Here is a 22,629-nt window from a genome sequence, read left to right as displayed (position 1 = left end):
CGGATCCACGGGGAGCCGTCTCATCCCCCCGTCGCGACGACCTCGCGGGCGAACAGCCACGCGTCCGCCTCCAGGCGGGAGTCCTGGCTCGGCAGCGACGCACGGACGTCGTCCGGGTCGAGCGGGTGGGCGGCCGCCTGCGTCAGGACGGGGGCGAGCAGCGTGGTCACGGATGCCCCCGGGATGACGCCGTGCCCTGCGTCTCGCAGCCAGTTGGCGATGCCGGTCTCGTCCGTGGTCACCACGGTGCAGCCGTGGGCGAGGCCCTCGACCAGCGGCAGCCCGACCTGCTCGCGCCACGCCCCCTGCCGCCGCGACGGCAGCACGACGACCGACGCCCGCCGCAGCTCCGCGTGCACGACGTCGCGGGGCGGATCGGCGATGACGCGCAGGCGGTCGTCGGCTCGGGCGGCGTCGTACGCCTGGTCGAGAAGTGCGCCGCGGCCCACCACGGTGAGCACGGAGCCGGGCAGACGGCGGCGGACGGCGCCCCAGGCGGCGAGCACCGAGTCGAACCCCTTGCGCGGCGAGAGGTCGCCGAGGAACAGGATGCGGCCGGGCGCCTTGTCCGACGTCGTCGCACCGGCGGGGGCGCAGTCGCAGGGCGCGGGCAGGGCCTCGATCGTGGTCCAGTGCGGCCGGCGGCGTCCGGCCAGGCCGAAGACGCTGCCGTAGAGCTGCCGTGACGTCTCCGTGCCGAAGGCGACCCGGTCGACGCGCCGCCAGACCCAGTGGGCGAGCAGCAGGTCGAGCGTGCGGCCCAGGCGCGGCCACCAGGCCGTCGGACGGGGGAGGGCACTCGGGTCGATGTTGCCGATCGCGTACGTGACCACCCGGGTCCGCCGGCGCCGCAGCACGTCGGCCACGAGCAGGGCGAGCAGGACGGCGGCCGCCCGGCGGACGCAGTCGATCGCCGCGGGCTCGTTGATCTCGACGGTCCGGTAGCCGCGCCGGGCGACGAGCCACGCGCAACGCAGGTCACCGACCTGCTCGGGCCGCACGCGGTCCACCAGGTCCTCGTCGAAGTCGTAGCGGCTCTCCTGGTACAGGATGTCGGCGGGCGGCATGGCCAGGGCCCGCTCGAGGTGCGCGGTGCGGAGCGTCTTGTAGACCCGCGCGTCACGCGGTCGGGCGTCACCCGGCACGTTCATCGGCGGTCCCCAGCTCGATGACGGGTGGGACGGCGGGCGGCATCGCCGCGGGCCTCAGGCGCAGGGTAGGAGCGTTCGGCCCGGTGAGGTCGGCCGCGAAGGCCTGCACCGGCGGCTTCGGCGGGCCGTCCGGACCGCCGGGCGCGGGGGCCTCGGGCGCCGGACTGCCGGGCTCCACCTCCGCCGGCGCCGGTGCGGCGGCGTCGGTGCCGGGGAGCGGCACCGCCCGGATCGCTCCGGTCGGCAGGCTGAGCTGCGCGTGCTGCCGGGACGAGCCGGGCAGCATGCGCGGCCACCGTCGTCGCCGGGTGCTGTAGCCGTAGTAGGTGCCGTCCGGGCCGGACCGCGGGGCGAACGTCAGGATGAAGCCGAGCACGCGCGCCTCGACGCCCGCGAGGGCACGCAGGGCCTGGGCGAGCTGCTGCCGGCGCACGCGCCGGGCGCCCACGACGACGACCACGCCGTCGGCCATGGTGGCCAGCAGGGCGGCGTCGGAGACGGGCAGGAGAGGCGGCGCGTCGATGACCACGACGTCGTACTGCGCGCGTGCCGACGCGATGAGCTCCTGCGTGGCCTGCGACGCGATGAGCTGGTGGGGGTTGGGCGGGATGGGGCCGACCGGGAGCACGTCGAGGCTGCCGGGGCCGTACCGCTGGACGAGGTCGGCCATCGCGGCCCGCCCGACCAGCGCGGTGGTGAGGCCCGCTGCCTCCTCCAGCCCCAGTGACGTGGCGACCGACGGGCGGCGCATGTCGCCGTCGACCAGCAGCACGCTGCTGCCGCTCTCGGCGAAGGTGGAGGCGAGGTTGATCGCCGTCGTCGACTTGCCCTCGCCCGGCACGCTGGACGTCACCACGAGCACGCGAGCAGGTGTCGTGGCGTCGACGAACGAGAGGTTGGTCTGCACGCGCCGGTACGCCTCCGCGCGGGTGCTCAGCGGGTTCTGCGTGGCCGGGACCCGCGCCACCTTGCGTGTGGCGGTCGGGACGGAACCGAGGAGGCCGGCGCCCTCCGAGACGAGCTCGAGGTCGTCGGCCGACCGGATCCGGGTGTCGAGCACGGCCCACAGCAGCACGAGCACCACGCCGAGCGCGAGGCCCGCGCCGCCCCCGGCCGCCGTGAGCAGCCGTGTGCGCGGCGCCGACGGGTACTGCGGTACCTCGGCCGACGACACGACGGTCACCGCGATGGACTGGCCGCCGCCGGGCGTCTCGGGCGACAGGTCGACGACGGTCGAGGAGAGCTGCTCGGCCACGGCGTTCGCGACGAGGGCGGAGCGCTCCGGGTCGCCGTCCTCGACCTTGATCTCGATGATCGAGGTGTTGAGCGGGGAGTCGGCGGTGACGGTCTGCGCGAGCTGGCGCCCGGTGACGTCCCCGAGCTCTGCGGCCACGGGGTCCAGCACGACCGGCATGTCCGTGAGCGCGGCATAGGACTCGATGAGGTTCTTCACGTACGTCGAGCCCTGCAGCAGGTCGCTGGTGGACTCGCCGGTGTTGAGCGAGACGTAGACCTTCGCCGTCGCGGTGTAGGACGGCGGCGTCGTCCAGGCCCAGCCGAAGGCGGCGAGCGCTCCGGCGAGTGCGACGCCGACGATCACCGCCCAGCGGCGGCGCAGCACGTTCGCGTACTCGACCAGTTCCACGTCCTGCCTCCCTCTGTAGTCGTACGGCGTGTCTCGTCCGGGCTCAGAGCCGGCCGAGGCTCGAGGAGTGGCGCGGCTGGGGCTGCACGACGGGCAGCGGGCCGGACCGGGGCGGCTTGCTGCCCAGCAGCCAGGGCTGCCTGCCGGTGCCGAGCACCCCGCAGACCGTGTCGGTGGCCGACACGATCCGCTCGAAGGCTCGGCGGTAGACCTTCTCGCTGCGCCCGTAGGGGTCCTCGATGTCGAGCTCGCGCGCGAGCGCCGGGTGGTGGAGGCGCTCGAGGCTCACGAGCTCGGGGACCTGCGCCCAGCGTGCGGCGTCGTCGGTAGCCGAGCGGGCGCCGGGTGACGTGCTCAGCACGTGCGCGAGCTCGAGGAGCGTGAAGGTGCGCCGCACCGCCTCGGGGACGGCGCGGACGACTGCCGCGCGCTGCGCGCGGGTCATGGTGATGACGACGGTCGCCGAGCGGAGGGCGTCGCCGGTGAGCTGGTGCGCCGTGAACTGCCCGGTGTCGAGACCGCGAGCCTGCAGGAGGCTGGCCATGCGCGGGTCGATCGGCTCTCCCCTGCGAGCGCGGACGCCGGCGCTGCTGATGCGGACGGTGCCGTCGGTCCGGGCGGTGAGCAGGCGCGCGAGAACCGGGGAACGACAGATGTTCCCCGTGCACACCGCAAGGACGGACGTAGACATGGTGAGGCCAAGCATGCCGCGACGCTATGTCCATGAGCGGCCGATCGGTGCGCTTTCACCCGAAAGTCACCCGAGCGGGGTGAAATGTGCGGCTCGGGGGGAGGGGTGAACTGCACGTTCACCCGCTCCGGAGGCCCCTTGGGCGTGTCGTCGGGGCGGGAGCGCTCCTAGCCTTCCTGTCATGACTGTGGTCGGTTACGCGCCAGGTGCCTGGGACCTGTTCCACGTGGGCCACCTCAACGTCCTCCGGCACGCCAGGAGCCGTTGCGACCACCTGGTCGCCGGGGTGGTCGACGACGCCGTGCTCGAGCTGACCAAGGGGCGCCGGCCCGTGGTGCCGGTGATCGAACGGGCTGAGATCGTGCGCCACATCCAGTTCGTCGACGAGGTCTTCGTCGAGACCCAGCCCGACAAGATCGAGACGTGGCGCACGCGGCCGTTCGACGTCTTCTTCAAGGGTGACGACTGGAAGGGCACGGCCAAGGGCCGCGACCTCGAGCGCCGGTTCGCCGAGGTGGGCGTCGAGGTCGTGTACTTCCCCTACACGGTGCACACATCGAGCACCAAGCTGCGGCGCGCGCTCGACCTGATGGACGGCACCTCCGCCGAGACGTCCGCGCGCGGCTGAGGCACGGGATGTCGGTGACCCCGCCTAGGCTTAGGCGCGATGACTTCCCTCTTCGACAGCCTCTCCCTGCCCGGCCTCGACCCCGCGTCGCCGGGTGACGAGGCGCGCCTGCCGAGCACGGCGCCGCGCTGGGACGACGACGCGCCGGACGCCGGGGACCCGGGCGAGGCGGCGCTGCCCGCCGAGCCGGAGTGGCTGGCCGGCCTGCCCCACGAGTCCGAGGCACCGCGCGCCCGGGGCGCCTTCGCGCACCTCGACCCCGAGGAACTGCTCGACGGGCTGAACCCGCAGCAGCGGGCCGCCGTCGTGCACGAGGGCGGACAGCTGCTGATCGTCGCGGGCGCCGGCTCCGGCAAGACGCGCGTGCTGACGCACCGGATCGCGTACCTGCTGGCCACCGGCCGGGCGCGCGCGGGGGAGATCCTCGCGATCACGTTCACCAACAAGGCCGCGGCCGAGATGCGCGAGCGGGTCGAGGGCCTGGTGGGCCCCGCCGCGAACCGCATGTGGGTGTCCACGTTCCACTCGGCGTGCGTGCGCATCCTGCGCCGCGAGGCCACGACGCTCGGGCTGCGCTCCAGCTTCAGCATCTACGACGCCGCGGACAGCCAGCGCCTCATCACCCTGGTCACGCGCGAGCTCAACCTGGACCCGAAGAAGTACCCGGCGCGCGGGCTGTCGAACAAGATCAGCGACCTGAAGAACGAGCTGGTCGACCCCGAGACCTATGCCCGGCAGGCCGGGGCGTACGCCGAGCAGGAGGCGCAGGCCGAGGCCGCCTCGGCGGCGGCCGGCGGCATCCGCCGCCCGTGGGGCGGGCAGTCGGCCGACGAGCGCAACACCGCCGTGCCCGCGTTCGACCAGGTGCTGGCCGACGTCTACACCCGCTACCAGGCGCGCCTGGCCCAGGCCAACGCCCTGGACTTCGACGACATCATCATGACCACGGTGAACCTGCTCCAGGCGTTCCCGAACGTCGCGGAGCACTACCGGCGCCGGTTCCGGCACATCATGGTCGACGAGTACCAGGACACCAACCACGCGCAGTACACGCTGGTGCGGGAGCTGGCGGGCGTGGGCTCCGACGACGATTCCGGTCTGGACCCGGCCGAGCTCACGGTGGTGGGCGACTCCGACCAGTCCATCTACGCGTTCCGTGGCGCCACGATCCGCAACATCCTGGAGTTCGAGAAGGACTACCCGGACGCCACCACGATCCTGCTGGAGCAGAACTACCGCTCCACGCAGAACATCCTGAGCGCCGCCAACGCGGTGATCTCCCGCAATGCCGGCCGCACGCCCAAGCGCCTGTGGACGGACTCGGGGGCCGGGGCCAAGATCGTGGGCTACGTTGCCGACGACGAGCACCAGGAGGCCCGGTTCGTCGCCGACGAGATCGACAAGCTGGGCGACGACGAGGGCGTACGCCCGGGCGACGTTGCGATCTTCTACCGCACCAACGCGCAGTCCCGCGCGCTGGAGGAGGTGCTGGTCCGGGTCGGGCTGCCGTACAAGGTGGTTGGTGGCACGCGGTTCTACGAGCGCCGCGAGGTCAAGGACGCCGTCGCCTACCTGCGCGCCCTGGCCAACGAGGACGACGACGTGAACCTGCGCCGCATCCTCAACGTGCCCAAGCGCGGCCTCGGCGACCGCGCGGAGTCGCTCGTCGCGTCCTACGCGGACCGGGAGCGCATCTCGTTCGGCGCAGCCCTGGAACGGGCCGACGAGATCCCCGGCATGACCACCCGCTCGCTCAAGCCCCTGCTCGCCTTCCGCGACCTGATGCGCGAGCTGCGCGGCCTCGTGGACGACGGCGCGGCGCCAGCCGTGGTGCTCGGCGCGGTGCTCGACAAGACCGGCTACCTCGCGGAGCTGCGCGCGAGCGAGGACCCGCAGGACGAGGGCCGCGTCGAGAACCTGGCCGAGCTGCACGCCGTCGCGGTCGACTTCGGGGAGACCGACCCGGAGGGCTCGCTCGCCGACTTCCTGGAGCGGGTGTCGCTGGTCGCGGACAGCGACCAGATCCCCGACGAGGACGTCGCCGACGGCGCGGCGGAGGAGGCGCCCCGGGAGAACCAGGGGGTCGTCACCCTCATGACCCTGCACACGGCCAAGGGCCTGGAGTTCCCGGTCGTCTTCCTCACGGGCATGGAGGACGGCACGTTCCCCCACATGCGCTCGCTGCACGACGACACCGAGCTCGCCGAGGAGCGCCGCCTCGCCTACGTGGGCATCACCCGCGCCCGTGAGCGGCTGTACATCACGCGGTCGTCGACGCGGGCCGCGTTCGGGATGTCGAACGAGTTCCCCGAAAGCCGGTTCCTGCAGGAGATCCCCGAGGATCTCTGGGACTGGCGGCGGCGGGAGTCGTCGACCGCGGCGATCCGTGGCGGCCGAGGTGGCTGGGGCGGTGGGTACGGCTCTGGCGGGTACGGCTCCGGGGGCTATGGCTCGGGCGGGTACGGGTCGGGCGGCTCGAGCCGTGGTCCTGGTGGCCGGTCCGGTTCGGGCTCGGGTTCGACGTGGTCCTCGGGCCGGTCGGGTGGCGCACGCACGGGTTCGGGCTCGTCCGCGGGCGGCAGTCAGCCGAACGCGTTCTCCCCGCAGCGGAAGACGGGCGCCAAGGGCGGCTTCGGCGGGATCGACGTGCAGAAGAACGTGCCCAGCCTGGAGATCGGCGACCGCGTCACGCACGACTCCTACGGGCTCGGCACCGTCATCGACGTCGAGGCCAACGCGGTGGTCAAGATCGACTTCGGCAGCAACGGCACCAAGCGCATCGCCCTGAAGTACACGGCGATCACGAAGCTCTGAGTGGGCGGGGCTCTGAGCGGTGCGGGGCTCTGTCGGGTGCGGGGCTCCGGCTGGGGCGGGGTTCCGGCTGGGGCGGGATCCTGAGCGGGGCGGGGTTGTGGCCCGCGCGGGGTCCTGACTGTGGTGGCGTTGTGGCCCGCGCGGGGTCCTGACTGTGGTGGCGTTGTGGCCCGCGCGGGGTCCCGACCGTGGCGGGGTTGTGGTCGGCGCGGAGTTCTGATCGTGGCGGGGTCTCGGCCGATGGTCAGATCCCCTCGCGATCCTGCGGCTCGACGAGGTCGCTCCAGCGGAACCACTTGCGGGCCAGCTCGGCCTCGATGTCGATGTCGAACCGTCGCGCGATCACGAGCAGCTGACCGAACACGTCGGCGAACTCGGCCCTGAGGTCGGCGTCGATGTCCTCGGCGGACCGGCCCCGGTCGCGTGACCGCCCCGTCCGGGCGAGGTAGGCCTGTACGAACTCTCCCATCTCCTCCTGGAGCTTGAGGACGAGCCAGTCGTCGGTGCGCGGTACGCCGAACTTGCGTTCGTAGACCCGCGAGATCACCTCGACCTCGTCGGCGAGCGCGGCAAGTCCGGCAGGGGGCAGTCCGGGAACGCCCCCGGGCGGAGTGTTCGCTGTCGTGGGCTCCATGGTGCGCAGCCTGCCATGACGCGGCCGGCTGGCGTGGGCGTCTGGGTGTGCAGCTTGCCATGACGCGGCCGGCTGACGTGCGCGCCCGGATGCGCAGCCTGCCGGTGCTCGCCGTGTGACCCGCCGCGGTCGGCCTGCGGTCGAGCGGGGTGCCGGCACCTCGTGCAGGCGCGTGCGGAGCACCGTCACCCAGCGCGAGCGTGGGGCAGGTCGATACGTCGTCCGAGCCGGCTGGTGAACCGCCAGTGCCCGGGCTGGTCCGGAGTGCTGCCCGGCCGCCAGTCCATCGTGATCCCGGTGGTGTCCACGAGCGTGTGGTGGTGCCAGCAGAGCAGTGCGCTGTTCGCGAGGCTGGTACTCCCGCCGTCCGCCCAGTGCGTGACGGCATGGTGCACCTCGCAGCGCGCCGCCGGCTGGTCGCATCCTGGGTAGACGCAGTGCTGGTCCCGGGCGATCACCGCTCTGCGGAGCTGCCCGCTGACCGTGCGTCGGCTGCGGCCGACGTCGACAGCAGCACTGTCCGGCCCGAAGACCACCCTCGTGACGGCGGCGTCGCAGAGGATCTTGCGCAGGAGCCCGTCGGGGACGACGTTCCCGGTGCTGCTGACTCCGGTGAAGATCGCCGGCTGTGCCGTCAGGGCCGTCAGGTCGTCTGGGCGCAGGCCTTGCGGGTCCGTTCGGGGCGCGGTGGTGCGGTCGGCGGCGCCGGCCTGTGTGCCCGCCGGAGTGCCGGTCGGGGCACCCGTCGGGCTGGCCGTCGGGGTGCCGGTGCCCCGACCTGCACCGGTGTCGGCGGTCTGCGCCGGGTCGGTGCCGGCGGCGTCCGCGCCGTTCCTCGTCAACCGCATGAGCTCGGACAGCGAGACGGTGACGCTGACGTGCGGCCGCACCGCCGCGCCGGTCCCGGTCCGTCCGTGGTCCAGCACGTCGCGGGCCAGGTCGGCCAGAGCCTGAGCGCGCCGTTGCGTGGGTGTGCGGGAGTCGCCTGGGGTGGGTGCGCCCATCATGGAGCCGAGTGCGGTGCTGACCTGCTGCCCGTGCTCGTCGGTGAGGAAGCCGCTGACGTGCCAGCCGTCGAAGGTGGGACTGATCTCCAGGTGCTCTCGTTCCGTGGCCCGCTTGTAGCCGCGTTCGTCGGCGTCGGGGTCGGCCACCACGGCGAACCGCTTGAGCATGCGTCGGTATCGGCCGGGGTCGCAGGTCCCGGCGAGACCTGTCAGGTACTCCTCTCCGGTCGGCACGGCGGGTGCGCGTCCGGGTCGATCGGCATCGAGGTCGGATCCGCCATCGGGAGGTGTTCCCGCCGTCGGTTGCGCGGCCCCGGTGGGTTCCGTCTCCCTGGTGGGCTCCGTCTCCTCGGTGGGTTCCGTCTCCCCGGTGAGCTCCGTCTCCCCGGTGGGCTCCGTCCCCTCGGTGGACCCCCGTTCCTCGACGGGCTGCGCGTCCCTCGACGGTCGGGGCGGCGCGCCGTCCGTGTCGGCGTCGGGGGCCTCTACCGGGGCAGCCAGTGCGTTCTTGCGGGCCTCGCTGGTCGGCGCCACGTCGACGAGGGCACGCACGTGGTCGGCACCCAGCCGTCCTGCGAGTGCCTGTTCTCGTGCGGTCGGCAGGTGGTCGCGCAGCGTGCGCGCGGTGCGGACCTCGCGCCGGGCCGTCGTGGTCGTGACGTTCTCCGTCCGGGCCAGCCAGGTCGCGAAGGTCCGCGCACCGGTGCTCTGCCACGGGTGGTCCTGCTCGATCACCGGCAGCCACGTGAGACGCACTGTCTCGAGGCGGGTGTTCAGCGTGCGCAGCCGTGGTGCGGCGTCGGCCAGGCGAGACGCCACGATGTCGCCGCCGCCGCAGAACCTGCCCGTACCGCGCACGGCATCGGGTCCGGCGACGTCCACGAGCTCGCCTGCCAGGGCCTCAAGGTCGGTGAGCACGTCCTCCATGGCGCGGGTGCGAGCATCAACACCGGGCGCACGACGATCCGGCTCCTCGTTCGTGATCATCCGCACCACCCCCGAGATCGAAACCCATCGAACGGTCTCCAAGGTATCGAACATGCGTACCCGCTGCGCGGCGCTCCGCACATCTGTGGACAACCGGCCGAGGTCGGTCCGGAGTGCGCCCGCACGAGCCGCGGTGAGCTGCCGTCAGCCCTCCGTGAGCTCCCATGAGCCCCCCATGAGCACGCTTGGCGCACTGTGCCCGCTTTAGGCCACTATGTGTCGCCATGAGGATCCTCGTCTCCGCGGCGCGCCTGTTCGCGGCGCACTGGCCCGCACTCCTGACGCTCGGCCTGCTGGGCGTCGCCGTGCGCAACGGTGCGATGTGGGGAGCGGTGGAGCTCAGCCAGTGGAACTCGTTCGTGGCGCAGCTCCTGCTGATCGTCAGCCCGCTCGGCTACCTCCTGCCCGTCGTCGGCATGCTCTGGGTCTGCCGCACGTCGCTGCCGCTGCTCCGACCGGAACCCGTGCCCGCCTACGGCGTGGCCGGCCCGGCCTACGGCGCCGCCACGATCCCCGGGATGCTGCCGGGCACGCGCGCCCCGATGATGCCGTCCGAGAAGCGTGAGCGGCGCCTCGTCGACGTCGCCCTGTCCGTACTGGTCCCGTTCCTGGTGGTCTACGAGGTCGAAGGCCTGATGGACGCCGACCGGGACCAGTTCCTCAACGAGGCCGCCGCCGACGAGCTGTTCAACGACGCCTGGACCACGCAGGGCGTCGACTTCATGTCCCGCCTCGGGGTCTGGTCCGGATGGACGCTCCTCACCATCGTCGCCGTCGCGTTCGTGCTGCGCTGGCTGCTCGGACGGCTGGAGGGGCGGCTGGGCTTCCTCGGCATCGCCGTGTTCGGCGCGGCCCTGGAGATCTACTGGACCAGCCAGGTCGCCGGCCAGATCGAGACCATCCAGCAGGGTCTCTGGTACGTCGCCGAGCAACGCCAGCTCGTGGCGGCGGCCGTCGGCACGGTCGGCGCCGCGCAGGAGTCCATCGGTACGGCCGGCAACGAGACGGTGTCGGTCCTCGCCGACGGCTTCGTCACCGTCCTGGAGTCGCTCGACATCGTCCTCGTCGCGCCGCTGGCCTGGCTCGCGATCGGCGCCGTCGTGCTGGGCCACCGGCTCATGGAACCGCCGTCCACCGAGCACCGCTGGCTGGACCGCGTCACCTGGCTCCCGCGCGGGCTCCGCTCCGTGCTGGAGTCGCTCACCGAGGACCTGCGCGCCCGCTTCTCCGCCCTGTGGGACGGCCTGAAGATGATCGTGCACGGCGGCCTCGGCCCCATGCTGGTCTTCTGCCTGGGCTATCTCGTGGTCATGCGGGTGCCGTACGGCGTCGCGTGGATCGTGCGCGCCGTGACCGGGCCCGTCGACAGCAGCACCTGGCTCGCTTTCAGCCCCATGGAGAGCGCGGCGGGCCTCGCGCTCTCCCTGGCGCTCGTCGCGGTCCTCGTCGCCGCGACCGTCGAACAGCTCGTCGAGCGCGGCCTCGTGATCCGTGACGAGGAAGCAGAGGAGGAAGCGGCCGCGGCCCGCCGGGTCACGGCAGGTCGAACGTCACGTACTCCGGACCACCGAACGCCAGCCGCACCTGCGTGATCGTCGCGTCCGGGTCGGCCAGCACGTACGACGTGACGTCCCACTCCGGCTGCACGGTGAGCGAGCCCTCCGCCTCGGGCGGCGCGCAGCGGTTCAGGTTGCCCAGCAGGTCCGCGTTGGACTCCCCGTACCGCGTGCCGTCCTCGGCGACGAGGATGATCTGGCACAGCGAGATGTCGGTCTGCGGCTCGGCGGCGAAGTGCATCCCCACCGCGTACGCGACGGAACCCTCCGGGATCGGCATCGGGTCGCCGTAGGCGGGCGGCGGCAGCTCCGTCACCCGCTCCACGCCGGTGACCGACGCGTCGACCTCCCGCAGCACGTACGTGTTCGCGCGCTCCGGCACGTCGAACCCGAGGTCGTAGTACTCGCCCGCCAGGTGCGCCGTCGCGCCCGCCGCGGCCCGGTCCACCTCGTGGTGCAGCCCCGTGGGCCACCAGTACGCCCACACCCGGAAGGACGACGCCCCCGCAGCCACCACCACCGCGACCGGCAGCAGCACCAGCCAGACGGCGTTGCGGCGCCACCAGCCCTTGCGGGGTGCCTGCGCCGGCACGTCGGGCGGGACCATGCCCGGCAGCGTGCCCGGGGGGACGCTCGGCGCGGGGCCCGGGTACTGCCCCTCGCCCGGGTACTGCCCTGCGTTCGGGTACTGCCCTGCGTTCGGGTACTGGTCCGGGCCCGGTACGGCCGGGGTCACCAGCGTGGTCATCCCTCGTCCCTTCCCGGGCTCGCCGTGGCGTAGCCCTCCATCTCGGGCGACACGGTCTCGGTCGCCTCCCACAGCTCGTCGGCCTCGCTCCCGGTGATCCCCAGGTCGACGACGGCGACGGCGTCGCGCCGCTGGCCCGCGTGCTCCTCCGCCTGGTCGCCGCGGGCGAGCCGTACGGTCGCCCCCGCCAGCGCGTCGCGCGGCACGTCGAAGCAGTACGTGGCGCGCCAGGCGTAGCCGGGTTGTGCCTTGGGTGCCGTGGTGCAGTCGGCCAGGTTGGCGGGCCAGAACCGGCGGCCCTCGGCGTCGGTGACCTCGGCGCCGACGAAGGTCGTCAGGCCCTGCGTGGCCCGCCAGGTCGCGTCCACCACGACGAAGGTGCCTCCGGCCACGGCGGTCTCGGTGACGCCGCTCAGGGTGTCGGCGACGCGGACGTCGGTCACCGTCAGCTCGGCGTAGGTCAGGTCGAGCGTCTCGCCCACCCCGCCCTCGACGACGAACGGGTCCTCCAGCGCGGTGTCCTGGGGCAGGTAGGTCACGAGCGCGCAGCCCGCCGTCACGGCTCCGACGACCAGTGCCGAGCCCTTCCAGGTGATCCGACGACGTCCGTGCCTCATGGCTGGGCCGTCCCTGACTCGGGCTGCGCGGTGGTGTCTTGTCCTGTGGTGTCTTGTCCTGCGGTGTCCTGTCCGGCCGGATCCTGTCCGGCGGCGTCCTGGCCCGCGCCCGCGGCGGGCTTGGCCGGTTCGACCGCGATGTCCCCGCGAAAGGCCACCTCGTTCGGGGTCCAGTGCCCGTCGTCGAGCCCGAACGGGTCCTCCTCGATCCACTCCAGCTCGACGAGCTCCAGCGGGATGGTGGAGCCCGACCAGTCCCCGCTCTGCTCCCAGATCAGGGCGACACGGTAGGTCACGCCGGGGTTGAGGATGCTGCGGGTCGTCCCGTCCTCGATGTTGACGATCGTCGCGGACGGCAGCTCGGGCTCCGCGGGGGAGGGGCTCGCCGAGGGGTCGGCGTCGGACGCGGCGTCGTCGGAGGGTGCGGTGCCGTCGCCTGCCGTGGCCCCGTCGTCGGATGCAGCGCTGTCGTCGGATGCAGCGCCGTCGTCGGGTGTGGCGCCGTCGCCGAACCCCAGGTCGCCGAGCGGCTCCTCCGGCACGATGCCCACGCCCTCGGGCGCGAGCACGGCGTTGCTCAGGGTGACGCTGTACTCCGGCACCTCGCCGGTGTTGGTGACGTTCGCGACCACGGCGAGCATGTGGTTGCCCGGCGCCGGCACCAGGTAGCCCAGCTCGTCGGCGGTCGCGGCCTTCTCGATCGTCACCTCGAACGGGCCCACCTCGACCGGCGCACCGGTCGTCAGCGGGTCGGTCCGTGCTTCCGCGGCGCTCCAGGCCCCGAACGGGGTGACGGCGAACAGCGCGCCGACGACGCCGACCCCGATGCGCTGGACCGTCGACATGTCATCGACGACGGCCGAGACGACGCGCCGGGCGATCCGGAACGCGAGGTCGGGACCGTCGCTGCGGGCATGCTTCATGGCGCACGATCGTAGCGGTGCACAAGGGACAACCCGGGCGAAAGTCCACGGCCCTCGGTGCTGCACCGCGTTGGTGCGCTTCTACCCAGCGATTGCGCCCAGAATCCTCGTGAATTCCGGGCCTGATCACTGGGTAGAAGCGCACATCCGCGCTGCGCCGCCGCGCCGCACGCGCTGCGCCGCACCGCGCCGCACCGCGCCGGCCGCACGCCGCCGCGCCCCGCGCGTCAGCGCAGCCCGAACGCCCGGGTCAGGGTCTGGGACACCGAGCTGCCGGCGCTGTCCTCGACCGTGGTCCGCAGGGTCGCGAACTGCGCGCCCCGCGGAGCCGCCAGGCGGGCCGACCAGGCACCACGGTCCCGCGTGAGGTCGAGCCGGCGCCAGGTGGCCCCGTCGTCGTACGACACCTCGACCGTGGGCCGGCCCACCGTGGCCTCGATCCCGGGCAGGTGCGACGGCGTCACCGCCAGGCGGGCGGTGCGCGCGGCACGTCCCGCGGTGTCGGTGTCCACGTCGTAGTCGAGCTGGATCAGCGGGAGCGGCTCGGCGGCCTCCGGCCCGCTCGCCCCCGACGTGAAGGTCCACTCGGTGAGCGTGTGCGTCGAGTACGGGCCGGACCAGGCGGCACGGTCGTTGTCGACCACCACGCGGTACGGCAGCTCCTCGGCGGGCAGGCCGCCGTTCACCGGCAGGAACTCCGCGTTGCTCCACAGGAGCTCCGTGTCGCCCTGGTAGAGCGTGGCCCGGTTGCGGACGTCGAAGTTCCCGCCGCCGGTGCTGCCGATGTGCCCGCCGCCCGAGTCACCCCAGCCCGGAACCGGCACGTACATCTGGTCCAGGTAGCGCACCGGCTGCGAGTCGAGGGCCCCCATGCGCGGGCGCAGGACCGGGCCGAACCAGGTCACGTCGCTGGTCGAGCGGGCCGCGTACCGCAGCACCTCGGCCGACGACTGCCCCATCTCGCCCGGCAGGTACGCGCTCTGCGTCCACGGCACGTCGGCGGTGACCCAGTCGGTCCGCTCACCCTGCGCGGGTGCGACGAGCTGGTTGCCCGCCGTCCACCCGTGCCAGACGTCGAACCGGGCCTCCAGCGCCGGACCCTGCCGGTGGTGGCGGAACGACATGTCCACCCGCGCCAGGTCACGCCGCGTCGAGGTCCATGTGGGCCGGGCCGGCACGGCGCCGGTCCAGTGGTGCACGACGTCGTACGTGTAGTCCGTCGTGGGGTGGGACGTGACCGTGACCTCGGGCCGGTGCCGGTCCAGGGACCGGAGCAGCTCGGCTCCCTGCCCGGACGTGAGCGTGGCGACCGTCAGCGGCGCCGGCTCGCCCGGGATCCACGGGGACTCGTCCCACGGGGTCAGGCGCCCGGCACCGTCGTGCACCACGAGCAGCAGCCGCGCCCCGGCGTCGGCCGCGGCCTGGGCGAGCGGTGCGATCTCGTCGGTCCCGGCGGCCCGTACGACGACGGCGGTGCCCCGGAGGCCCGGTCCGGTCCCGCCGTGCCCCGCCTGCCGGGCACGGTCCGCGAGGTCCGCGAGGCCGGTGGCCTCGACCACCCGGAACGTGCGCGTCCCCGCCGGCAGCGGTTCGGCGCCCCGCTTGACCCGCAGGTCGTCGAGGCTGGCGAACCCGGGGCGGGCGCCCCCGACCGTCAGCGCCGGCTGCTCCAGGCGGAACTGGGTCCCGAACTCGAACAGGCCCTCGGTCACCTTCTTGCCCGTCGGCAGCGCCCACAGGCTGTCGTACTCACCCGCGGGGAACATCGAGCTCGCCGTGTAGCCGCCGTTCGGGAACTGCCGCATCACGTCCAGGCGCATCGAGGCCGGGTCGGTCTCCTGCGGCACCTCGGCCCGCACCTGGACCGCCTTGCGTGCGTCCAGCACGACCGAGCGGTCCTGGCTCAGGTCCACGTCCACGAAGCTCAGCAGCGCGGTGCCGAGCGACCCCGGCCCGTTCGCGCCCTCGACGTCGACCGAGAGCCAGCCGCTGTAGCTGTCCACCGGGAGCCGCAGCACGGCCGTGCCCGTCTCGTCCAGGTCGGCACCGGCGAAGATGTCGTCGGACGTCACGAGCAGCTTGCCCGTGGCGGGGCGCCCGTCGTCGCCGAGCACGGTGACGGTCAGCTCCTGGCGCTGGCCCTCGCGGCTCGCGCCCGTGAGCGTCCGCGCGCGGACCGCGCCGCTGCCGTCTGTCGCGACGACCGTCGCGCTGAGGTCCGCCTCCGCGGGCAGCAGCGAGAGGTCGGCCGTGAGCGTCACCGACGCCGTGCCGCCCGCGGGCACCGTCACGGCGGCCGCCGACAGCGTCAGGAACCCCTGCGGGAGGGCGCCGTCCACCCCGCCGTCCACCCCGCCGTCCACCGCGAGGCCGAGCTCGACGGGTGCGTCACCCAGGTTGGTGTACGTGATCGGCTTCGACACCGGCTCGTCCACGTCCGAGCCCCAGGGGTGGAAGCCGAACCCGGCGCTCGCGGTACCGAAGACCTCCGCGGCCACGGCAGCCGGCGCGTCGATCCGTCCGCTGCCGGCCTCGTAGGCGGTGTAGGCGGGGGTCGGCACGGCCGTGCTGACGATCGCCTCCTTGATCTGCTCGGCCGTCCAGTCCGGGTGCGCCGCCGCGACCAGGGCCGCGGTACCCGCTACGTGCGGGGTGGCCATGGAGGTGCCGCTCATCGTCGTGTACATCCCCGACCCGCGCACGAGCTGCGACCGGGCGGCGAGCACGTCGACGCCGGGCGCGGTGACCTCGGGCTTGATCCCGCCGTCGAGCGCCGGGCCGGTGCTGGAGAAGTCCGCCAGCGTGTCGGTCGCGTCCACGGCGCCCACGGCGAGGGCCGAGTCGGCCAGGGCCGGGGTGCTGATGGAGCGCGGACCGTCGTTGCCAGCGGCCGTCACGAACAGGGCGCCCGTCTCGGCGGTGAGCTCGTTCAGGGCTGTCGCCATCGGGTCGTCCGCGCCGGCGGGGGCGCCGCCGAGGCTCATGCTGACGATCCGGGCGTCCTGGTCCCGCGCGGCCCACTCCATGCCGGCGATGATCCAGGACTCCAGACCGCGGCCGTTGCTGTCGAGCACGCGGCCCACGTGCAGCCGCGCGCCCGGGGCGACGCCCCGCTCGAGCCCGTCGGAGGCGGCCCCGGTGCCCGCGATGGTCGACGCGACGTGCGTGCCGTGCCCCTGGTAGTCCTCGACGTAGTCCTCGCTCGTCACGAAGTTGGCGCTCGCGGCGACCTGGTCGGCCAGGTCGGGGTGGGTGGGGTCGATGCCCGTGTCGAGCACGGCCACGTCCACGCCCGCACCGGTGTTGCCCGCGGCCCACAGCTCGGGCGCGCCGATCTGCGCCGTGGACTCCGCGAGGTCGGCCGTGACCGGGCCGTCGAGCCAGATCTTCTCGATACCGCCCGCGAACGCGGGCTCACCGCCCCGACGGGCGGAGTCCCCGTCGCCGGAGTCCCCGTCGCCAGGCACGCCGTCGCCAGACGCCCCGTCGCCGGTCAGGCCGGACCAGAACGCGGCCGCCTCGTCGCGGTCCTGCTCGACGGCGGCGCCGTCCAGGCTCGGCAGCGGCCGCACGACGTCGGCGCCGGCGGGTGGCGTCGTGCCGCGGGACCGGGCCGCGTCGTCGGTGTAGCGGACGATGAGCGGCAGGGAGTCGCTGCTCGCGTCGTCGTAGCCGTTCGCGAGCAGCTCCGTGACGTTGAACAGGCGGTCGTCGAGCACACCGGCCGTGACGTACGACAGTGCGGCGTCCGGGTAGACGTAGGTGCTGCCGTCGCGCTCGGTGCGGTGGTAGGACGACGTCGTCCCGCCGGGTCCGGCGACCGTCGTGACGGTCGTGCCGTCGGCGGCCGTGGCGACGGTGACGGTGTCGCCGGTGATCAGGGTGACGCTGCGCGATCCTGCCGCCGATGGCGGGAGCGCGGTGGCGGTCCGGTCCGGGGGGACCGGACCGCCGGGGCGCGCGGGCGTCGCGGCGGACGCCGACGCGGCCCCGACGGCCAGGGCCGCTGTGACGCCGGCGGCGACCAGGGCCCGGGCACGGGTGGAGAAGGTGAACACGGATGTCCCTTTCGACAGTGGTGTTCCTTTTCCTATCCGCCGGGTGCCGCGCGCTGGGTTTCGCGGGTGTAACGAGGACGCCGGTTCGGTGGCCGACACCGGTCATCTGACACGACCCGGCCACGACGGGCCGTGCCGCACCCCGGGTCAGGCGGCCTGCGCACCACCCTCGGCGCGCTGCCGGACCTGGTCGACGTCGGCGCCGGCGTCGACCAGGACGCGCCGCGCGGGGGAGTCGGCGCGGGTGAGGCCGAGCAGCAGGTGCCCGCCGTGGATCTCCTTCGAGCCCAGCCGGATCGCCTCGCGGAGCGCGAGCTCCAGCGACTTCTTCGCGTCCGGTGTGAAGGGGATGTGCTTGCGCCGCCCGCGCAGCACGCGGCCCGCCCGGGCGAGCGCACCCTCGCCGAAGGTCTCCTCCGTGCGGCGCGTCACCTCGTCCAGGTCGATGCCCACGGCGGCCAGCGCGCCGGGGTCGAGCTCGTCGCCGGCGGCGATGTCCGCGCGGGTGCGGTCGACGAGCCCGCCGACGTCCACGCCGCCGTCGGACAGCGCGGTGCGGGCCGGACCCGGGGCCGAGGCGAGGGCGACGAGCAGGTGACGGGTGTCGATCTGCTCGCTGTGCGCGTCCCGGGCCACCTGCTGGGCGTCGACGACGGCGGCGCGGGCGTCCTTGGTGAACCTCTCGAACATCAGATCCTCCTGTTGTGCTTCTTGTGGACCGCCTGCCGCGAGACGCCGAGGGCCTCGGCGATCTCCTGCCACGACCAGCCGAGCCGCCGCGCCCGCTCCACCTGGAGCGTCTCGAGGCGGTCGGCCAGCTCACGCAGGGCCCGGACGGCGCGCAGCCCCTGGGCGGGGTCGTCCCCGGCGGCGGACGCGACGAGTGCTTGCTGGTTCATGTGTCAACTATGGTTGACAACACTGCACGGTGTCAACCCTGGTTGACGAATCTCCGCGATCGAGACGTGTGCCACACGTCTGTGCCGAAGAGGCCCGGAATACCGCCGCTCTCGTTCGGAAGCACAAGCAATCCAGGGCTACTCTGTACGGGGATGTCTTGACGTCGAGACATCGCTTCAGCCGGGCTCCGGGCGATACGACGTCCGAGCCGCATCCCGATGGAAGGACGCAGCAGGGTGGACCTGTTCGAATACCAGGCGCGCGACATCTTCGAGAAGCACGGCGTGCCCGTGCTGGGCGGGGTTGTCGCGACGACCCCCGAGGAGGCTCGCGAAGGCGCCGAGAAGCTGGGCGGCGGTACTGTCGTCGTGAAGGCCCAGGTCAAGACCGGTGGTCGTGGCAAGGCGGGCGGCGTCAAGCTGGCCCACTCGCCCGAGGAGGCCGCTGAGAAGGCCTCCGAGATCCTCGGCATGGACATCAAGGGCCACACGGTGCACCGCGTGATGATCGCCCAGGGCGCCAAGATCGCCGAGGAGTTCTACTTCTCGGTGCTCCTGGACCGGTCCAACCGCAACTACCTCGCCATGTGCTCCGTCGAGGGCGGCATGGAGATCGAGCAGCTCGCCGTCGAGCGTCCTGAGGCGCTGGCCCGCATCGCCGTCGACCCGGCCGTCGGCATCGACGAGGCCAAGGCCGCCGAGATCGTGGACGCCGCGGGCTTCGCCGAGGAGCTCAAGGGCAAGGTCGCCGCCGTCATCCAGCAGCTCTGGACGGTCTTCAAGGCCGAGGACGCCACGCTGGTCGAGGTGAACCCGCTGGTCCGCACCGAGGACGGCGACATCGTGGCGCTGGACGGCAAGGTCACCCTCGACGAGAACGCGGGCTTCCGGCACCCGGAGCACGCCGAGCTCGAGGACTCCGCCGCGGCCGACCCGCTGGAGGCGAAGGCAAAGGAGAACGACCTCAACTACGTCAAGCTCGACGGCGAGGTCGGCATCATCGGCAACGGCGCCGGTCTGGTCATGTCCACCCTCGACGTCGTCGCCTACGCCGGCGAGAAGCACGGCGGCGTCAAGCCCGCCAACTTCCTCGACATCGGTGGCGGCGCCAACGCCCAGGTCATGGCGAACGGTCTCGATGTGATCCTGAACGACGCGCAGGTCAAGTCGGTCTTCGTGAACGTCTTCGGCGGCATCACCGCCTGCGACGAGGTCGCCAACGGCATCGTGGGCGCGCTGGACATCCTCGGTGACGAGGCGTCCAAGCCGCTGGTCGTCCGCCTCGACGGCAACAACGTCGAGCTCGGCCGCCAGATCCTGAACGAGCGCAACCACCCGCTCGTCACCCTCGCCGACACCATGGACGGCGGCGCCGACCTTGCCGCCGCCAAGGCTGCCGCCGCCTGATCGCCCGCTGAAGACGTCGAAAGCAGAGACAAGAAGACAATGTCGATCTACCTGAACCAGGACTCGAAGATCATCGTCCAGGGCATCACGGGTGGCATGGGTGCCAAGCACACCGCCCTGATGCTGGACTCCGGCGCGCAGATCGTCGGCGGTGTGAACGCCCGCAAGGCCGGCACCACGGTGACGCACAAGGACCAGGCGGGCAACGACGTGACGCTGCCCGTGTTCGGCACCGTCAAGGAGGCCATGGCCGAGACCGGCGCGGACGTCTCCGTCGTCTTCGTGCCGCCGGCCTTCACCAAGGACGCCGCCATCGAGGCCATCGACGCGGGCATCGGCCTGCTCGTGGTCATCACCGAGGGCGTGCCGGTGCAGGACACCGCCGAGGTGTGGTCGTACCTGCAGGGCAAGGAGACCCGGATGATCGGGCCGAACTGCCCCGGCATCATCACCCCGGGCGAGTCGCTCGCCGGCATCACGCCGCACACCATCACGGGCAAGGGCCCGATCGGTCTCGTGTCGAAGTCGGGCACGCTGACCTACCAGATGATGTACGAGCTGAAGGACTTCGGCTTCTCGACCGCCATCGGCATCGGCGGCGACCCGATCGTCGGCACCACGCACATCGACGCGCTCGAGGCCTTCGAGAACGACCCGGAGACCAAGGCGATCGTGATGATCGGCGAGATCGGCGGCGACGCCGAGGAGCGTGCCGCCGCGTACATCAAGGAGCACGTCACCAAGCCGGTCGTCGGCTACGTCGCGGGCTTCACCGCCCCCGAGGGCAAGACGATGGGCCACGCGGGCGCGATCGTGTCCGGCTCGTCCGGCACTGCCGCGGCGAAGAAGGAGGCCCTCGAGGCCGTCGGCGTCAAGGTCGGCAAGACGCCGTCCGAGACCGCCGACCTCATGCGCGAGATCCTGCAGTCGCTCTGACGCCACCCGGCTGAGCACGCCACGTCGAGGCCCCTCGCTCCGGAACCGTCCGGAAGGAGGGGCCTCGGCGCGTTCGGGGCCGCGAACCGGGTCTTTTACCGCAGAACACACCGCCGGCACCATGCTCGGCAGTGATTTTCCGGCAAGTTCACCCGGGCCACGCCGAGCCAGGTCCCCGGTGTGACAGCAACCAGCGGGTGAAGATGGGGCCGTGAGCGCACCACCCCGCACGAGCACGGCATCCCGCACCCCGGGTGCCCGGACGAGCCGTCCGGCGAGCCGGCCGGCCGCCCGACGCAGCCGGCTCGTCGACGAGCCGCCCGCGGCAGCCGCGTCGTCGGGCCTGTCCGACGTCGTCGTCGGCGTCCTCGCCGCGGGGCAGGCGCTCGTCCTCTCCCTCGCCGTCGTGGTGCTCCCGGCGGTGGTCGCCTACCTCGTCGGCACGGCAGCGCAGGCGGCACCCTCCGGTGCGGCCGACGACGCCGTCCACGTGCGCTCCGCCGTCGACGTCGCGATGGGCATCTGGCTGCTGGGCCACGGTGTACCGCTCACCACCGGTGAGGTCACCCTCTCCCTGGCGCCGCTCGGCATCACGGCGCTCGCGCTGTTCGCCGTCTACGTGTCGGCCAAGCGGTTCGCCGCGACCTCCGTCCGCGCGTGGGTCGCCGGTGCCGTGACCTACGCGCTGTGCACCGTGGCGGTCGCGGCGTTCGCCGGGAGCGCGCCCGGCTGGTCGCTCCCCGTGGCCGCGGTGGCCGGCCTGGTCGTGGGCGGGCTCGGTACGGGGCTCGGCATCCTGGCCCGCCCGGACGCTCCCGCCCCGGCCGAGATCGGCGAGCGGACCGAGGCCCTGGCGTTGCGGCTCACCGGCCTCGACCTCGTGCCCCCGACGTTCCGGCTCGGCCTGCGCGCGGGTGCGGTCGTGACCGCTGCGCTCGTGGGGGGCGCCGCGCTGCTCGTGGTGGCCTGGGCGGTGGCGGGGCGCGCGACGTCGTCGGACATCATCACCGCGCTCGAACCCGGCTGGGCCGGGGGCGTGGTGCTCGCCGTGGCGCAGCTCGCCCTGCTGCCGAACCTCGTGCTGTGGGCGGTGTCGTGGCTCGCGGGCCCGGGGTTCGCGATCGGCGCGGGGACGAGCTTCACCCCGTACGGCACGGTCTCCGGCCCGCTGCCGGCGATCCCGCTCCTCGGTGCCCTGCCGGGGGCGGACTGGGCCAACGCGGTGAGCGCCTGGTCGCCGGTGCTGGTGGTCGCGTGCGGCGTCGTGGCGGGGCTGTTCGCCTGGCGGCGGCTGGAGCCGTCCCTGGTCCGCTGGCCCGACGTCGGCTGGGTGCTGGCCGGCACGGTCCTGACCCCGGGCGTGCTCGTGCTGCTGGGGCAGTGGGTCGCGGCGGGGGCCGGCGGTCCGGGCCGGCTCGCCGTCGTCGGTGCGCAGCCCCTCGTGACGGCAGGGTTGGTGTCGGCCGAGGTGGCCGGGGGAGCGGCCGCCGTGCTGCTCGGCGCCAAGCTCGACGTGGTGTCACGGCGCGGTGAGATCGGGGAGGACCTGGTGACGTGGCTGCGCCGCCCGGCCCCCGTGCGGTCCGACGCCGGTGAGGACGGGTCGGACGCCGGCCGGGACGGGCTGGACGTGGCGGGGCTGGGCGCGGCGGGGCTGGACGTGGCGGGGCTGGGCGCGGAGGAGCTGGACGCGGCTGACGCGGCCGGGCCTGGCGGCGGTGAGCGGACGCCGGGACGCCCGGTGCCGGACCTCGCGGCTGAGCTCGGTCTCGAGGCGTCGCCGGACGAGCCCGAGCCCGTCGGCGGCGAGGTCCTCGGCGACCCCGGCCGCGCGTGGGACGTCTCACGCGAGCCGGGTGCGCACGTCGACCTGGGTGCGGCCGAGGACTCCGGCGGAGCCTCCGGAGCCCACCGGGGAAAGTAGGCTG

The 22,629-nt window shown here is 73.2% G+C and carries 17 protein-coding genes; 6 read left to right on the top strand and 11 right to left on the bottom strand.

Features of this window, described 5'->3' with window-relative positions; translation table 11 throughout:
• Positions 1–20 precede the first annotated feature (20 nt).
• The 3 genes from ACO229_RS17965 to ACO229_RS17955 are packed head-to-tail and all read right to left on the bottom strand — an operon-like array spanning position 21 to position 3,502.
• Positions 21–1,151, bottom strand: a complete 1,131-nt coding sequence (locus ACO229_RS17965) for a glycosyltransferase (protein WP_423462357.1) — start codon at positions 1,149–1,151, stop codon at positions 21–23.
• On the bottom strand, positions 1,135–2,796 hold the full coding sequence (locus ACO229_RS17960) for a polysaccharide biosynthesis tyrosine autokinase (protein WP_423462356.1): 1,662 nt from the start codon (positions 2,794–2,796) through the stop codon (positions 1,135–1,137). The genes ACO229_RS17965 and ACO229_RS17960 overlap by 17 nt, the downstream gene beginning before the upstream one ends.
• A gap of 43 nt (positions 2,797–2,839) precedes the next feature.
• Entirely contained in the window at positions 2,840–3,502 is a 663-nt protein-coding gene (locus ACO229_RS17955; protein WP_423462355.1) for a low molecular weight phosphatase family protein, read from the bottom strand.
• Between the two features lie 166 nt (positions 3,503–3,668).
• Here ACO229_RS17955 and ACO229_RS17950 point away from each other — a divergent pair, with 166 nt between their 5' ends.
• Both ACO229_RS17950 and ACO229_RS17945 read left to right on the top strand, forming a co-directional pair.
• Complete coding sequence (locus ACO229_RS17950; RefSeq protein ID WP_397410459.1) at positions 3,669–4,115, top strand: adenylyltransferase/cytidyltransferase family protein; 447 nt, start codon at positions 3,669–3,671, stop codon at positions 4,113–4,115.
• A gap of 39 nt (positions 4,116–4,154) precedes the next feature.
• Positions 4,155–6,929 (top strand): UvrD-helicase domain-containing protein, encoded by a 2,775-nt coding sequence (locus tag ACO229_RS17945; RefSeq protein ID WP_397431667.1) that lies wholly within the window; start codon positions 4,155–4,157, stop codon positions 6,927–6,929.
• 244 nt (positions 6,930–7,173) lie between these two features.
• Here the strand turns inward: ACO229_RS17945 and ACO229_RS17940 are convergent, their stop codons facing one another.
• On the bottom strand, positions 7,174–7,563 hold the full coding sequence (locus tag ACO229_RS17940; protein WP_397431665.1) for a pyrophosphatase: 390 nt from the start codon (positions 7,561–7,563) through the stop codon (positions 7,174–7,176).
• A gap of 185 nt (positions 7,564–7,748) precedes the next feature.
• Positions 7,749–9,557, bottom strand: coding sequence for a DUF222 domain-containing protein (locus ACO229_RS17935; RefSeq protein WP_423462354.1), 1,809 nt, complete (start codon positions 9,555–9,557; stop codon positions 7,749–7,751).
• A gap of 224 nt (positions 9,558–9,781) precedes the next feature.
• Between ACO229_RS17935 and ACO229_RS17930 the strand changes: the two genes are divergently transcribed.
• The gene (locus ACO229_RS17930; RefSeq protein WP_423462353.1) at positions 9,782–11,149 is read left to right on the top strand and encodes a hypothetical protein; all 1,368 of its coding nucleotides are present in this window, start codon (positions 9,782–9,784) and stop codon (positions 11,147–11,149) included.
• Here the strand turns inward: ACO229_RS17930 and ACO229_RS17925 are convergent.
• The 6 genes from ACO229_RS17925 to ACO229_RS17900 all read right to left on the bottom strand — a co-directional run bounded on the left by ACO229_RS17925 (position 11,091) and on the right by ACO229_RS17900 (position 18,358).
• The gene (locus tag ACO229_RS17925; RefSeq protein WP_423462352.1) at positions 11,091–11,861 is read right to left on the bottom strand and encodes a hypothetical protein; all 771 of its coding nucleotides are present in this window, start codon (positions 11,859–11,861) and stop codon (positions 11,091–11,093) included. The two genes, ACO229_RS17930 and ACO229_RS17925, sit on opposite strands and share 59 nt — an antisense overlap.
• On the bottom strand, positions 11,858–12,478 hold the full coding sequence (locus ACO229_RS17920) for a hypothetical protein (protein ID WP_423462351.1): 621 nt from the start codon (positions 12,476–12,478) through the stop codon (positions 11,858–11,860). The genes ACO229_RS17925 and ACO229_RS17920 overlap by 4 nt, the downstream gene beginning before the upstream one ends.
• Entirely contained in the window at positions 12,475–13,401 is a 927-nt protein-coding gene (locus ACO229_RS17915) for a hypothetical protein (RefSeq protein WP_423462350.1), read from the bottom strand. The genes ACO229_RS17920 and ACO229_RS17915 overlap by 4 nt, the downstream gene beginning before the upstream one ends.
• A gap of 227 nt (positions 13,402–13,628) precedes the next feature.
• The gene (locus ACO229_RS17910; RefSeq protein ID WP_423462349.1) at positions 13,629–17,459 is read right to left on the bottom strand and encodes a S8 family peptidase; all 3,831 of its coding nucleotides are present in this window, start codon (positions 17,457–17,459) and stop codon (positions 13,629–13,631) included.
• Between the two features lie 147 nt (positions 17,460–17,606).
• The gene (locus ACO229_RS17905; RefSeq protein WP_397431656.1) at positions 17,607–18,149 is read right to left on the bottom strand and encodes a Clp protease N-terminal domain-containing protein; all 543 of its coding nucleotides are present in this window, start codon (positions 18,147–18,149) and stop codon (positions 17,607–17,609) included.
• Entirely contained in the window at positions 18,149–18,358 is a 210-nt protein-coding gene (locus ACO229_RS17900; RefSeq protein WP_397410479.1) for a helix-turn-helix domain-containing protein, read from the bottom strand. Before ACO229_RS17900 ends, ACO229_RS17905 begins: the two co-directional genes overlap by 1 nt.
• A 237-nt stretch (positions 18,359–18,595) precedes the next feature.
• Between ACO229_RS17900 and sucC the strand changes: the two genes are divergently transcribed.
• The 3 genes from sucC to ACO229_RS17885 all read left to right on the top strand — a co-directional run bounded on the left by sucC (position 18,596) and on the right by ACO229_RS17885 (position 22,625).
• Positions 18,596–19,765 carry an ADP-forming succinate--CoA ligase subunit beta gene (gene sucC / locus ACO229_RS17895; RefSeq protein WP_397410481.1) on the top strand — a complete coding sequence of 390 codons (1,170 nt, stop codon included), beginning with the start codon at positions 18,596–18,598 and terminating at the stop codon, positions 19,763–19,765.
• Between the two features lie 39 nt (positions 19,766–19,804).
• Positions 19,805–20,701 (top strand): succinate--CoA ligase subunit alpha, encoded by an 897-nt coding sequence (gene sucD / locus ACO229_RS17890; protein ID WP_119139663.1) that lies wholly within the window; start codon positions 19,805–19,807, stop codon positions 20,699–20,701.
• Positions 20,702–20,912: 211 nt separating this feature from the next.
• Positions 20,913–22,625, top strand: coding sequence for a DUF6350 family protein (locus ACO229_RS17885; protein WP_423462348.1), 1,713 nt, complete (start codon positions 20,913–20,915; stop codon positions 22,623–22,625).
• The last annotated feature ends 4 nt before the right edge of the window (positions 22,626–22,629 follow it).

The sequence above is a fragment of the Promicromonospora sp. MS192 genome (assembly GCF_049532985.1).
GTDB lineage: Bacteria > Actinomycetota > Actinomycetes > Actinomycetales > Cellulomonadaceae > Promicromonospora.
The sequence above is the reverse complement of the archived record's forward strand: the minus strand, read 5'-3'. Positions and strand labels throughout refer to the sequence as shown.

Bases quoted from the DNA above. Each gene is read 5' to 3' on its own strand.
- ACO229_RS17905 (WP_397431656.1), bottom strand. From the start codon at position 18,149: ATGTTCGAGAGGTTCACCAAGGACGCCCGCGCCGCCGTCGTCGACGCC.
- ACO229_RS17920 (WP_423462351.1), bottom strand. From the start codon at position 12,478: ATGAGGCACGGACGTCGTCGGATCACCTGGAAGGGCTCGGCACTGGTC.
- ACO229_RS17900 (WP_397410479.1), bottom strand. From the start codon at position 18,358: ATGAACCAGCAAGCACTCGTCGCGTCCGCCGCCGGGGACGACCCCGCC.
- ACO229_RS17935 (WP_423462354.1), bottom strand. From the start codon at position 9,557: ATGATCACGAACGAGGAGCCGGATCGTCGTGCGCCCGGTGTTGATGCT.
- ACO229_RS17965 (WP_423462357.1), bottom strand. From the start codon at position 1,151: ATGAACGTGCCGGGTGACGCCCGACCGCGTGACGCGCGGGTCTACAAG.
- ACO229_RS17915 (WP_423462350.1), bottom strand. From the start codon at position 13,401: ATGAAGCATGCCCGCAGCGACGGTCCCGACCTCGCGTTCCGGATCGCC.
- ACO229_RS17950 (WP_397410459.1), top strand. From the start codon at position 3,669: ATGACTGTGGTCGGTTACGCGCCAGGTGCCTGGGACCTGTTCCACGTG.
- ACO229_RS17955 (WP_423462355.1), bottom strand. From the start codon at position 3,502: ATGCTTGGCCTCACCATGTCTACGTCCGTCCTTGCGGTGTGCACGGGG.
- sucD (WP_119139663.1), top strand. From the start codon at position 19,805: ATGTCGATCTACCTGAACCAGGACTCGAAGATCATCGTCCAGGGCATC.
- ACO229_RS17930 (WP_423462353.1), top strand. From the start codon at position 9,782: ATGAGGATCCTCGTCTCCGCGGCGCGCCTGTTCGCGGCGCACTGGCCC.
- ACO229_RS17925 (WP_423462352.1), bottom strand. From the start codon at position 11,861: ATGACCACGCTGGTGACCCCGGCCGTACCGGGCCCGGACCAGTACCCG.
- ACO229_RS17945 (WP_397431667.1), top strand. From the start codon at position 4,155: ATGACTTCCCTCTTCGACAGCCTCTCCCTGCCCGGCCTCGACCCCGCG.
- ACO229_RS17940 (WP_397431665.1), bottom strand. From the start codon at position 7,563: ATGGAGCCCACGACAGCGAACACTCCGCCCGGGGGCGTTCCCGGACTG.